At 52.0% G+C, this 13,817-nt stretch carries 11 protein-coding genes; all 11 read right to left on the bottom strand.

Going from position 1 to position 13,817, the window contains the following annotated elements; translation table 11 throughout:
* Positions 1-11: 11 nt before the first annotated feature.
* Positions 12-3,494 (bottom strand): DNA polymerase III subunit alpha, encoded by a 3,483-nt coding sequence (gene dnaE, locus A1SC_RS02325; protein WP_001294787.1) that lies wholly within the window; start codon positions 3,492-3,494, stop codon positions 12-14.
* A gap of 36 nt (positions 3,495-3,530) precedes the next feature.
* Positions 3,531-4,127 (bottom strand): ribonuclease HII, encoded by a 597-nt coding sequence (gene rnhB, locus A1SC_RS02330; protein WP_000569435.1) that lies wholly within the window; start codon positions 4,125-4,127, stop codon positions 3,531-3,533.
* Entirely contained in the window at positions 4,124-5,272 is a 1,149-nt protein-coding gene (lpxB, locus tag A1SC_RS02335; protein ID WP_000840596.1) for a lipid-A-disaccharide synthase, read from the bottom strand. Before lpxB ends, rnhB begins: the two co-directional genes overlap by 4 nt.
* Positions 5,272-6,060: an acyl-ACP--UDP-N-acetylglucosamine O-acyltransferase gene (lpxA, locus tag A1SC_RS02340; protein ID WP_000565976.1), complete on the bottom strand. Its 789-nt coding sequence runs from the start codon at positions 6,058-6,060 to the stop codon at positions 5,272-5,274. Before lpxA ends, lpxB begins: the two co-directional genes overlap by 1 nt.
* Before the next feature lie 3 nt (positions 6,061-6,063).
* Positions 6,064-6,519, bottom strand: coding sequence for a 3-hydroxyacyl-ACP dehydratase FabZ (fabZ, locus tag A1SC_RS02345; RefSeq protein WP_000210739.1), 456 nt, complete (start codon positions 6,517-6,519; stop codon positions 6,064-6,066).
* 104 nt (positions 6,520-6,623) lie between these two features.
* A complete protein-coding gene (gene lpxD / locus A1SC_RS02350) occupies positions 6,624-7,649 on the bottom strand; it encodes a UDP-3-O-(3-hydroxymyristoyl)glucosamine N-acyltransferase (RefSeq protein WP_001139277.1) in 1,026 nt (341 codons plus the stop codon).
* 3 nt (positions 7,650-7,652) lie between these two features.
* On the bottom strand, positions 7,653-8,138 hold the full coding sequence (skp, locus tag A1SC_RS02355; protein ID WP_000758958.1) for a molecular chaperone Skp: 486 nt from the start codon (positions 8,136-8,138) through the stop codon (positions 7,653-7,655).
* A gap of 121 nt (positions 8,139-8,259) precedes the next feature.
* Positions 8,260-10,692, bottom strand: coding sequence for an outer membrane protein assembly factor BamA (bamA, locus tag A1SC_RS02360; protein ID WP_001240903.1), 2,433 nt, complete (start codon positions 10,690-10,692; stop codon positions 8,260-8,262).
* Positions 10,693-10,721: 29 nt separating this feature from the next.
* Positions 10,722-12,074 carry a sigma E protease regulator RseP gene (gene rseP / locus A1SC_RS02365; RefSeq protein ID WP_000948226.1) on the bottom strand — a complete coding sequence of 451 codons (1,353 nt, stop codon included), beginning with the start codon at positions 12,072-12,074 and terminating at the stop codon, positions 10,722-10,724.
* Between the two features lie 11 nt (positions 12,075-12,085).
* Complete coding sequence (gene cdsA, locus A1SC_RS02370) at positions 12,086-12,943, bottom strand: phosphatidate cytidylyltransferase (protein ID WP_000922453.1); 858 nt, start codon at positions 12,941-12,943, stop codon at positions 12,086-12,088.
* Between the two features lie 12 nt (positions 12,944-12,955).
* Positions 12,956-13,714, bottom strand: a complete 759-nt coding sequence (gene ispU, locus A1SC_RS02375; RefSeq protein ID WP_001517776.1) for a (2E,6E)-farnesyl-diphosphate-specific ditrans,polycis-undecaprenyl-diphosphate synthase — start codon at positions 13,712-13,714, stop codon at positions 12,956-12,958.
* Positions 13,715-13,817 lie beyond the last annotated feature (103 nt).

Raw genomic sequence — 13,817 nt, 5'->3', positions numbered from 1 at the left:
GTATTCCTGTATTAGTCAAACTCCAGTTCCACCTGCTCCGAACCAATGAGGCCACGGAGATCGTTTAACAAACGATCGCTCGGAGAGACACGCCACGTCGCGCCAAAACGCAACCGTGCACGTGCATCCGCCCTCTGATAGTAGAGATGTACTGGAATTGTCCCAGAGCGGTGGGGTTCCAGAGACTGACGGAGTCGGTTTAAAAGCTGGTCATCAATTTGCCTGTCCGTCAGCGAGATAGCAAGCCCGCGAGCATATTTTTCCCGGGCTTCGTCAATATCCATCACTTCGCGAGCGGTCATTTTAAGCCCACCGCTGAAGTCATCAAAGCTGACCTGTCCGCTGACGATAAGTATGCGGTCTTTTTCCAGCAATTGCTGGTATTTATCCAGGGCGTCAGTAAATAACATCACTTCCAGCCGCCCGGAACGGTCATCCAGCGTGCAGATACCGATACGATTGCCGCGCTTGGTGACCATAACCCGCGCGGCAACAACGAGCCCCGCAGCCGTGGTGACTTTACCACGTTCTGTCGGGTGCATGTCTTTCAGCCTTACGCCTCCGACATAACGCTCAATCTCTTTTAAATACTGGTTGATCGGGTGGCCCGTCAGGTACAGACCCAACGTTTCGCGCTCCCCATCTAACACCACCTGCTCCGGCCACGGCTGGCAGCTAGCGTAGGATTGTTCAATTTGTTCCGGCTCTTCTGCCAGCACGCCGAACATATCGGCCTGGCCGATGGCTTCCGCTTTCGCGTGTTGATCTGCCGCTTTTAACGCATCGCCCAGCGAGTTCATTAACGCCGCGCGGTGTGGCCCCAGGCGGTCAAATGCCCCTGACATGATCAGTTTTTCCAGCACCCGCCGGTTCAGTTTTTTGGTGTCGGTACGGGCGCAAAGATCAAACAGTTCGCGGAAGTAGCCACCTTTATTACGGGCTTCGATGATGGCCTCAATTGGCCCTTCACCCACCCCTTTGATAGCGCCAATACCATACACGATTTCCCCGTCATCGTTGACGTGGAAATGGTAAAGACCGGAGTTTATATCTGGCGGCAGGATTTTAAGGCCCATCCGCCAGCACTCATCCACCAGGCCAACCACTTTCTCGGTATTGTCCATATCGGCAGTCATTACCGCCGCCATAAACTCTGCCGGATAGTGCGCTTTCAGCCATAACGTTTGATAAGACACCAAAGCATAGGCCGCAGAGTGCGATTTGTTAAATCCGTAACCCGCGAATTTCTCTACCAGGTCGAAGATTTTCATCGCCAGTTCGGCATTGATGCCGTTCTTTTCTGCACCTTCGGCAAAAACAGAACGCTGCTTGGCCATCTCTTCCGGCTTTTTCTTACCCATCGCACGACGCAGCATATCCGCGCCGCCGAGGGTATAGCCAGAAAGTACCTGGGCAATCTGCATTACCTGTTCCTGATACAGGATAATACCGTAAGTTGGCTCCAGAACCGGTTTCAGGCTTTCATGCTGCCACTGCACGTCTGGGTAGGAGATCTCCTCGCGACCATGTTTACGGTCGATAAAGTTATCCACCATCCCTGATTGCAACGGACCTGGGCGGAACAGCGCCACCAGTGCGATCATATCTTCGAAGCAGTCAGGTTGTAGACGCTTGATCAAATCTTTCATGCCGCGCGATTCAAGCTGGAATACCGCTGTGGTTTCCGAGCGTTGCAGCATGTCGAAACTTTTCTTGTCATCCAGCGGGATCGCGGCGATATCCAGCGGCGGCTCGCCATTTTTCGCCCGCCGCTTGTTGATCATCTCCAGCGCCCAGTTGATGATGGTGAGAGTACGCAGGCCGAGGAAGTCGAACTTCACCAGTCCGGCGTATTCAACGTCGCTTTTATCAAACTGAGTAACCGGATGTTTGCCTTCTTCATCGCAATAAAGCGGCGCAAAATCGGTAATTTTGGTCGGCGCGATAACCACCCCACCGGCGTGTTTACCCGCGTTACGGGTAACCCCTTCCAGTTTACGCGCCATGTCGATCAGCGCCTTAACTTCTTCATCCGCTTCGTAAATTTCTGGCAACTGCGGCTCGGCTTCAAACGCTTTCGCCAGCGTCATCCCCGGATCTGGCGGGATCAGTTTCGAGATACGATCGACAAAGCCATACGGATGCCCCAGCACGCGACCTACGTCGCGGATCACCGCTTTTGCCGCCATCGTACCGAAGGTGATGATCTGCGATACCGCATCGCGACCGTACATGTCCGCCACATGTTCGATAACCTGGTCGCGTTTCTCCATACAGAAGTCAACGTCGAAGTCAGGCATGGAGACACGTTCCGGGTTAAGGAAACGTTCGAACAGCAGGTCAAATTCTAGCGGATCGAGGTCAGTGATTTTCAGCGCGTAGGCCACCAGTGACCCCGCACCGGAACCACGGCCAGGCCCTACCGGTACACCGTTATCCTTCGACCACTGGATAAATTCCATAACGATGAGGAAGTAGCCAGGGAAGCCCATCTGGTTGATAACCTGGAGTTCAGTATCCAGACGCTCGTCATATTCCGGGCGGCGCTTAAGACGTTCTTCTTCGTCAGGGAATAAAAATGCCAGACGCTCTTCCAGACCTTCTTTTGCTCGCTTAACCAGATAATCTTCGGTGCTCATGTCCCCGGTCGGGAACTGCGGCAGGAAGTATTCACCAAGACGCACGGTCACGTTACAACGTTTGGCAATCTCCACGGTGTTAGCAAGAGCTTCCGGGATGTCGGCAAACAGCTCGCACATCTCCTCTTCGCTACGCATATATTGCTGCGGCGAATAGTTACGCGGACGTTTGGGATCGTCGAGGGTAAAGCCGTCGTGGATCGCGACGCGGATTTCGTGCGCGTCGAAATCACTGCTGTCAATAAAGCGCACATCGTTGGTTGCCACAACAGGCAAACCGCGCCTTTCCGCCAGTTCCACCGCCGCGTGCAAATAGCTTTCTTCATCCGGCCTGCCGGTGCGAATCAATTCGAGAAAATAGCGATCCGGGAAGTGCTCTTCATAAAACGCGACACACTCATCTACCAGTGCGCTGTTACCACGCAAAAGGCTGCGCCCGACGTCGCCCATGCGTCCGCCGGAGAGGAGGATCAACCCTTCGTTTAATTCGATAAGCCAGTCGCGATCGATGATCGGCCCGGCGGCACCATACCCGCGCTGATACGCTTTTGAGATCAGCAACGTCAGATTCTGATAGCCGGTATTGTTCGCCGCCAGCACCGTCAGGTGGGTTAACTCATCACCCAGCAGGTCGCACTGGACATTAAAATCCGCCCCGACGATAGGCTTAATCCCTGCGCCATGTCCCGCTCCGTAGAACTTCACCAGACCGCAAAGGTTGGTGAAATCAGTGATCGCCAGTGCCGGCATCCCCAACGCCGCCGCCTTTTTTACCAGCGGCGCGGTTTTTGCCAGACCATCGATCATCGAGTAGTCGCTGTGCACCCGTAGGTGAACGAAACGTGGTTCAGACATCTTCAGATTCCGGTTTACTTAATCTCGACACAAGAATCAGGACGCAAGTCCCAGTGCGCGTTTGACAGGGCCAAAGCTGCGCCGATGGTGTTCGGTCGCACCGTGTTCAGCCAGTTTTTCCAGATGAAAAGCCGTTGGATACCCTTTGTGTTGGGCAAATCCATATTGTGGGTAAATGATGTCCAGCTCCGCCATTTCAGCATCGCGTGTCACTTTCGCCAGGATAGACGCCGCACTGATTTCCGGCACGCGACTGTCGCCTTTAACAACCGCCATCGATGGCATCGGTAATTTCGGGCAGCGGTTACCATCAATCAACACATATTCCGGCGCAATATGCAGCCCCGCTACGGCACGCTGCATCGCCAGCATGGTTGCGTGTAAAATATTCAGTTCGTCGATTTCATGAGGTTCCGCGCGACCCAGACTCCAGCTTAACGCCTTCTCTTTGATCTCTTCACAGAGCGCCAGACGGCGTTTTTCACTCAGCTTTTTGGAATCATTCAACCCGACAATCGGGCGCGCCGGATCGAGGATCACGGCAGCGGTAACGACCGCACCGACCAACGGCCCGCGCCCAACTTCATCCACACCTGCAACAAGCTGCGTATGCGGATAAACAAATTCGATCATTGTGCTAACTCCAGAACGGCCTGTGCCGCCTGCTCATCGGCATTGCAGCGGATCTGCTGATGCAGCTCGCGGAAAGTGTCGTGCATCGCATGGCTGGTTTTACCATTCGCCAACAGCGGTAACAGCGCCGCAGCCAGTTTTTGCGGCTCACACTCTTCCTGCAATAACTCTTTGACTAACTCTCTGCCCGCCAGCAAATTTGGCAGTGAGACATAATCAGTTTTCACCAGCCGTTTCGCCAGCCAGAAGGTGAAAGGCTTCATACGATAGCCCACCACCATCGGGCATTTCGCCAGCATACACTCCAGTGCTGCCGTGCCCGACGCCAGTAGCGCCGCATCGCTGGCGACCATCGCCTCACGGCCCATCCCATCCAGCAAATGAACCGACAGGTCTGGCGCAACTTCAGCTTTGATGCGTTCAAACTGCTCGCGGCGTTTGGCATTCACCAGCGGCACCACAATCTCAAGATCCGGATATGTCTGGCGCAAAAGCTGGGCCGTTTTCAGGAAATCGGCACTAAGCATTTCGACTTCCGCGCCACGGCTCCCCGGCAGCAACGCCAGGCAGTGGGCATCGTGAGGGATCCCCAACACATCTCGTGCGGCATTTTTATCTGGATCTAACGGCATGGCATCAGCCATTGTGTGGCCGATAAAACGGCACGGCACGTTGTATTTGTCGTAAAACGCTTTTTCGAAAGGCAGAAATGCGAGGACTAAATCAGTGGCTCTGCCTATTTTGAAAACGCGTTTCTGTCGCCACGCCCACACGGACGGACTGACATAATGAATGGTTTTGATACCCTGCTTTTTGAGGTTACCTTCGAGGGTAATATTGAAGTCAGGCGCATCAATGCCAACAAAAACATCTGGCTTCAGTTCGCCAAAACGCTTTGTCAGATCGGCACGAATATGCAGTAAGCGACGCAGACGACCAAGCACTTCAACAATGCCCATCACCGCCAGTTCTTCCATTTCGTACCAGGCTTCGCAGCCTTCAGCCTGCATCCGTGGCCCGGCAACACCGACAAAGCGGGCGTTGGGCACACGTTCTTTCAGAGCGCGGATTAAACCGGCCCCCAGGATATCGCCGGAGGTTTCTCCGGCGACCAGGGCAATCGTTAATGGACGCTGTTCAGCCATTAACGAATCAGACCGCGCGTTGAGCGAGCAAAGAAATCGGCAAAGGCTTTCACTTCCGGATGCGTTTCCGCCAGTTCAGCAATTTCCGGTTTCACTTCATCAAGCGTTTTACCGCTGCGATAAATCAGCTTGTACGCATTGCGGATAGCGGTAATCGCCTCACGGCTGAATCCGCGGCGCTTCAGCCCTTCGATATTGACACCGAACGGCGTTGCGTGGTTACCCTGCGCAATGACATAAGGAGGGACGTCCTGTGCCACACCGGAGCAACCGCCAACCATCACATGCGCACCAATGATGCAGAACTGATGGACTGCGGTCATGCCGCCGATGATCGCAAAGTCGTCTACCGATACGTGCCCCGCCAGCGTTGCGTTGTTGGCGAGAATGCAGCGGTTACCTACCGTACAATCGTGCGCAATGTGCGCATTGATCATCAGTAAGTTGTCGCTGCCCACCTTCGTCAATCCACCGCCCTGGACTGTGCCACGATGAATGGTGACGCTTTCGCGAATGCGGTTACGATCGCCAATCTCCACACGGGTCGGTTCGCCAGCATATTTCAGATCCTGGTTAACTTCACCGATGGAGGCGAACTGATAAATCTCATTGTCGCGGCCAATTTTAGTATGACCATTCACGACAACGTGAGATTTCAGTACGGTATTCTCACCAATTTCGACATGGGGTCCAACGATACAAAAAGGACCAATGTGAGCGTTGGCACCAATCGACGCGCCCTCTTCCACAATGGCGGTTGGATGCACAAAGGCGGATTTATCAATCACGTATCAGGCCTCCCGGCTACGAGCACACATCATCGTTGCTTCGCAAACTACCTTACCGTCGACCAGAGCAACCCCTTTAAAACGGGTCAGGCCACGGCGCGTTTTTTCGAAAGTGACTTCCATGATCATTTGATCGCCTGGTACAACCGGGCGCTTGAAGCGCGCTTCATCAATACCGGCGAAGTAGTAAAGTTCACCCGGTTCCAGTTTTCCTACGCTTTTAAACGCCAGAATACCTGTTGCCTGTGCCATAGCTTCCAGAATCAGCACTCCCGGGAAAATCGGTTTTCCAGGGAAATGGCCCTGGAAGAATGGCTCATTGACAGAGACATTTTTAACTGCGCGCAGAAAACGACCTTCTTCAAAATCCAGCACGCGATCCACCAGTAAGAATGGGAAACGGTGCGGTAGAAGTTCTAAAATCTCTTCAATCTGCAGAGTATGAGTGTTAGTAGTCAAGATACTCTTCCTGTCAAAATATAAGAAACGATAATAATAACACGGCCTGCCGCAATCGTAAGAATGAGACAGGCCGTAAAGTTTGGCGAACAATAGATGGAACGTTAGTCTTGCTGATTAACCTTGCGCTCAAGCGATTTCAGACGCTTGCTCATATCATCAATGTTCATCACCAGTGCAGCGGTTTTGCGCCAGACTTTGTTGGGTTGCAGCGGAATGCCTGAGGAATAGACGCCAGGTTCAGTAATAGGACGCATCACCATACCCATGCCCGTAACCGTCACTTTATCGCATATTTCCATATGCCCGTTGATTACGCTGGCACCGCCGATCATGCAGTAACGACCAATTTTCAGGCTGCCCGCCATAATGACGCCACCGGCAACCGCCGTATTGTCGCCAATCACGACGTTATGTGCAATCTGACACTGATTATCAATGATCACGCCATTGCCGATCACCGTGTCATCCAGCGCGCCGCGATCGATGGTAGTACAGGCACCAATCTCCACGCGATCGCCAATAATCACGCGACCAATCTGTGGGATCTTCACCCAGTTACCACGATCGTTGGCATAGCCAAAGCCGTCTGCACCGATCACAGTTCCGGATTGGATCAGGCAATTCTGACCGATCTGGATCTCATGGTAAATGGTTACGTTCGCCCAAAGGCGCGAACCTGCGCCGATTTTGCTGTTTTTACCAACGAAGCAACCGGCACCGATAATCACGTTATCACCCAGCTCAACGCCGGACTCAATGACCGCGTTAGCGCCAATTGAGACGTTGTTACCCAGCTTCGCCGTTGCATCAATCACCGCACTTGGTGCAATGTTCTGCGCGGGCTGCGGCGTGGTATCTAAAATTTGCGCCATGCGCGCGTAAGTCAGGTAGGGATTCTTCACTACCAGTGCGGCACTTTTCGCGAAAGGAAGATCGTCCTGGGTCATCACAACCGCGGACGCCTGGCACAAGCCTAAATGTTCACGGTATTTAGGATTAACCATGAACGTAATATGACCTGTTTGTGCAGATTGCATGGACGCAACGCCGGTGATGACGATATCGCCATCACCGTGTAGTTCTGCATCCAACTGCTGCGCTAAATCAGCCAGTCGAATTGAAGGCATTACTTATTTAACCTGTTTCAGTACGTCGGCAGTGATGTCTTTTACATCGCTGCTGTTGTAAGCAACGGCGTTTGCATCAACAACCAGATCGATGCTCTGGCTGCTGGCAACGGATTTCACAGCAGTCTGGATACGAGTAACCAGTTTGCCGCGTTCTTCGTTGGAACGACGTGCGCGATCTTGTTCAAAAGCCTGCGCTTTCTGAGCAAAAGTCTGGCGCTGAGCCATCACGTCTTTTTCCAGCTTAGTACGATCGCTACCGGCTTTCATGGACTGCAGCTTTTTCATTTTAGCCTGCAGATCGGTTTCCATACGCTGCAGTTCGCTGGCACGGCCTTTGAACTCATTTTCCAGCGTGTTAGAAACACCGGTTTTCTGTGCTACCTGCTGGAACAGGCTACCCATATTGACGATTGCAATTTTGTCAGCCGCCTGAGCAGAAGTTGCCAGTGCTAAACCGAGACCTGCAGCTAATAACCACTTTTTCACAATAAACTCCTTACCATCCCATTTGCACCGGAAGGTGCAGTTCTTTGCGTGGCCCGGCGATCTTATAAAGATCGCCAAAAGTCATCGCTACACTACCACTACATTCCTTTGTGGAGAACACTTACCAGGTTTTACCAATGTTAAACTGGAACTGTTCTGCTTTGTCTCCATCGTACTTTTTGAACGGCTGGGCGTAGGAGAACACCAACGGCCCCAATGGGGACATCCATTGTAATGCGATACCCGCAGACATACGGATATTGCTTGGATCACTATAGTCCGGATATCCAGAATATTGGCTGGAATCCCAGTTTGTATCCCAAACAGTACCCATATCCCAGAAGAAGGAAGTGCGGACTGAGTTAGCATACTTGTCGCTAATGAACGGTGTCGGGGTGATGAGTTCGAGGCTGGCAACCGCCATGGCGTTACCGCCTACAGCATCATCCGATTTACACAGATCTTTTGCGCCGTCCTGAGTCGCACATTCGTAGTCGTAGTCCGGATCATAATTACTGGCCTGATGCGGGAAGTAAACCGCTTTCGGACCAATGGTGTTGGACTGGAAGCCACGCACGGTGCTGGAACCACCGGCATAGAAGTTTTCATAGAACGGCATCTCTTTGCCGCCTAAGCCATCACCGTAACCCCAACGAGTACGGCCCAGCACAACCCATTTGTGATCGTCGTCGATCGGCACATAGGTCGCCGTGTCTAACGTCACTTTGTAGTATTCGTTATCCGATCCCGGAATGGTCACTTTACCCGTCAGGTTGACACGCGAACCATCCGTCGGGAAGTAACCACGGTCGAGCTTGTTATAGGTCCAGCCATAGTTGAACGTGAAGTCGTCCGTTTTGAAGCTGTTATCTTGATCAGAGGTGCTCGGATGTTCACCCATAGAGTAGAGATAACGCCACATCGCGACCTGCGGCTGCATGTTAGACAAGGAGTTATGTACATAACCCAGACCTGCACGCAGCGAGTTGTATTCGTTAACCGGGAAGCCTAACGTCACGTCTGTACCATAACTCTTGTTGGTATAGTCGGACAGGTCGGCGTCATCTGCCTGGAAGTCATTATAGAAGACACGACCACCAAGGCTTACGCCATCTACAGTGAAGTATGGGTTGGTAACGGACAGTTCAGCATAGGTCTGGTAATCGTTTTTAGTACCGTTAATACCAACAGCATAACCCGTACCTAACCAGTTATCCTGCTGTACGCCCGCCTGGAAGCTCACGCCACTTTCTGTACCGTAACCAATACCGAAGTTGAAGCTACCGGTGTTACGTTCTTTGACCTTGTAAACCACATCAACCTGGTCCGGACTACCCGGGACACGTTGGGTATCGGTATCAACCGTTTCAAAGAAGCCCAGACGATTCAGACGTTCTTTACCCTGATCAACCAGATCGCTGCCTAACCAGGCACCTTCCATCTGGCGCATTTCACGGCGCAGGACGGCATCTTTCGATGTGTCGTTACCTTCAAAACGGATCTTACGCACGTAGAAACGGTTACCCGCATCGACATTCACACGTAATTTAACGGTTTTGTCGGCATCGTTAATTTCAGGCATCGACTGTACGCGCGGATAGGCATAACCATAGCGACCGAGAAGCTTTTTAATATCATCTTCCATTTTGGTCACTTTGGTGCCGTTATACAGCTCACCCGGCTCGATTTTCGTCAGTTGCTCAATTTCAGCGGAGTGGCCGGCAAGATTGCCGCTCACTTCAACACCAGAGAGCTTATACTGATCGCCTTCGGTGATGTTCACCGTGACGTAGATACCTTTCTTATCCGGCGTCAGACTGACCTGAGTCGAGTCAATGTTGAAACGGGCATAACCGCGATCCAGATAGTAACTGCGCAGGGTTTCAAGATCGCCCGCCAGTTTCTGTTTCTGGTATTTACGATCACCTACCACGTTCCACCACGGCACTTCGTCACGCAGTTGGAAATGAGAGATCAGTTCGTCGGTGGTGAAGGCATGGTTACCAACAATGTTGATTTGCTGGATTTCTGCTGACACACCTTCCTGGAACACCAGTTTAAGGTCAACACGGTTACGCGGCAGTGGTGTCACGACAGCTTTTACGCTGGCGCTGTATTTACCGACGCTGTAGTAGAAGTCTTCCAGACCTTTTTCGATATCAGCAATGGTGGTGCGATCAAGAGATTCGCCCACACGCACGCCAGAAGCCTCGAGGTTTTGCTTCAGCATGTCATCTTTCACCGATTTGTTACCGGAGAAAGTGATGCTGGCAATGGTCGGACGTTCTTTTACCTGAACCAGAAGGGTATCACCATCACGAAGGACGCGAACATCCTCAAAGTTGCCGGTAGCAAACAGAGCGCGAATGGTATTACTGATATCTTCATCATTAACCGTGTCGCCTGTGCGCACCGGCATACTGAGGAGGGCCGCACCAACGGCGACACGCTGAAGGCCTTCGAAATGAATGTCTTTCACTACGAACCCTTCAGCACCGTATACGGTGGCGCTGCTAAACAGCAGCGACGCTATGAGCAACTTTTTCATCGCCATCGTTATTATGCGTTCTTCCTAACTAACTCTCATAACCGAGAGAAATCATTGAAAAGTGCAAGCCCCATTAACAACACCAGCAGAATCGAGCCAATGCGATAACAAAAGTCTTGAACCCGCTCGGATACCGGTCCGCCCTTGATCTTTTCGATCGCAAGGAACAGCAGATGCCCCCCGTCAAGTACGGGCAACGGAAACAGGTTAATTATCCCTAAGTTCACGCTAATAAGCGCAAGAAACGGCAGATAATAAACAACCCCGAGTTCCGCTGTCATCCCAGCCCCCTTGGCGATAGAGATCGGCCCACTGAGGTTGTTCAGTTTCACATCACCGGTGATCAATTTTCCCAGCATACTGACCGTCAGCTTCATCAACTGCCACGTTTTGTCCGTGGCTTCGACGATGGCGTTGAACGGCCCATACTGGCGTACAACTTTATACTCATCTGGCAAAGGAATGACTTTCGGCTCAATACCGACAAAGCCAATCGCCTTGCCATTACCCGGTTTGCTCTCCGGGACTAATGTTAAAGACAAGGGACTCCCCTGCCTTTCAATTTCCAACGCTAAGGCTTTACCCGGGTTATCCCGGACAAGCATCACAAACGCCACCCATTGCGTTAATGGCTGACCATCGACTTTAACGATCCTGTCGCCTGCTTGCAAACCCGCCTTGCTTGCCGCTGAGTTTGGCTGCACATTTTCCAGTACAGGTTCAATTTGCGGCCCACGGGGACGAATCCCCAAAGAAGATACAGGATCTTCTTTATCAGGCTCAAACGCCCAGTGACGTAAATCGAGCCTTACATCGCGTCGCTGGTCGCTGCCGAATGGTGCTACGGTAACGGTGGTACTTTCATCGCCAATTTTATCGACCAACTGCAAACGCACAGCATCCCAATCAGGCGTTTCGATACCATCAACGGCTTTTAGTTCCGTACCTGGTGCAATTTGTGCTTGCGCAGCTATCGAGTTGGGTAATATTTCGCCAACCACCGGACGAACACCAGGCACGCCAATGATAAAAACCAGCCAGTAGGCAAAGATAGCAAAAATGAAGTTTGCAACCGGACCTGCGGCTATAATCGCCGCACGTTGGCCGACAGATTTATTATTGAAGGCCTGGTGGCGGAGTTCCGGAACAACCGGTTCTGCGCGCTCATCCAGCATTTTGACATAACCGCCCAACGGGATCAGGGCGATGACATATTCAGTGCCTGACTTATCAGTCCGGCGCCAGAGCGCCTTACCAAAGCCTATCGAGAATCGCTCAACGCGGACACCACAACGCCGGGCAACCCAGAAATGACCAAATTCATGCACGGTGATAAGCACACCCAGTGCAACGATGAACGAAGCCAAATCCCAGAGAAAACTCAGCATAATACCTTCCGTCAAAGCGTCCTGAATACCAGCAACAACAGACAAGCAAAGACCGGCACCGCAGCCGTCAGGCTATCAATACGATCCAAAATACCGCCGTGTCCTGGAATTAAATGACCGCTGTCCTTAATTCCTGCTTCACGCTTAAACATGCTCTCGGTCAAGTCGCCTAACACTGAGGCTAACGCCGCGACAATAGAGCAAATGAGTAAGGTGATAGGTGCAACGTTCAAATTCGCCCACATGCCGTAACCCCATGAGATTACCGCTGCGGTCGCGAGTCCGCCAATAAAGCCCTGCCAGGTCTTGCCTGGAGAAACCTTCGGTGCCAACTTATGTTTGCCAAACAATTTGCCAAACATATATGCGCCAGAGTCGGCTCCCCAGACCAGGATCATGACATAGAGCAGCCATATCGCGCCACTGTAATGATTCTCGTCATAGTGCCATGTCCGTAACGCCAGCATGCCCCAAAAGAAGGGAACAATGGTTAATACACCAAAGATAATGCGCAATGTTTTGGAGTTTCGCCAGATTGCCGCAGAACCGGGGTAGAATAACACCAATAACAACGCAGCAACCCACCAGCCAAGCGAAGCCCAAAGCGAGACTTCAACCAGCGGTTGATGGATATTTCGGTGATATTCTGGCAACAGAAAAAGCATCAGCGCCAGCAATAACCCGCACAGCACCGCCAGCCATACCCGCTGCGAGCGAGTGGTAAAACCGCTAAGCTGTCCCCATTCCCACGCTGCCAGCATACAGACCACCAGCGTAACAATAGCGAACCCCACCGGCGGCAACAGAAACAGTGCCGCGATGACTACGGGTATTAAAACAAAAGCAGATATCAGGCGATACTTCAGCAAAAGCGACCCCCATCAGGCTGTTTCATCACCAGGCTCGGTGCCGCCGAAACGACGCTCTCGATTAGCAAAGGCATTTAACGCCCCTTCAAAGTCTTGTTCATCGAAATCGGGCCAGAGAACATCTGTAAAGTAAAGTTCGGCATAGGCAATTTGCCAAAGCAAAAAGTTACTAATGCGATGCTCTCCCCCAGTCCTAATTACTAAATCTACAGGGGCCAGTTCATGCATACAGACATGCTGGTTTAGCATCTCTTCATCTATCTGATCCGGTTGCAGATTTCCTTGCTGCACCTTTTCAGCCAGTTGCCTGACGCCCTGGACTATATCCCAACGTCCACCGTAGTTCGCCGCAATATTCAACGTCAGACCGGTATTCCCGGCAGTTAACGCTTCAGATTTACGAATACGTTCTTGCAAACGCGAGTTAAAGCGACTGGTATCGCCAATAATACGCAGACGCACGTTATGCCGATGCAGGCTTTTTACTTCACTATCAAGCGCCCACACAAACAGTTCCATTAACGCACTGACTTCCTGCGCTGGTCGGTTCCAGTTTTCACTACTAAAGGCATACAGCGTTAACGCCTCAATACCGTTGTTGGCCGCAAAAGAGACCGCCCGACGGACCGATTTAGCCCCGGCTTTATGCCCGAAGGCGCGAATTTTCCCTTGCTTTTTTGCCCAGCGCCCGTTGCCATCCATAATGATCGCGACATGGCGACAGCCATGAACTGGCAATTTTTCGCTAAGTGGTTGAGTAGCAGACAACATCACGCGTTTCTTATTCCCTGAAAGGGTTTACGGTACTCAGGAATACTGAAGCCTATACAAAAAAAAGCCGTGTCAAACCACGGCATACCTGACCTTAGAAAGC

This window comes from Escherichia sp. KTE52 (assembly GCF_000408325.1).
In the GTDB taxonomy this organism is placed as follows: domain Bacteria; phylum Pseudomonadota; class Gammaproteobacteria; order Enterobacterales; family Enterobacteriaceae; genus Escherichia; species Escherichia marmotae.
This window is presented reverse-complemented; position numbering and strand designations above follow the sequence as displayed.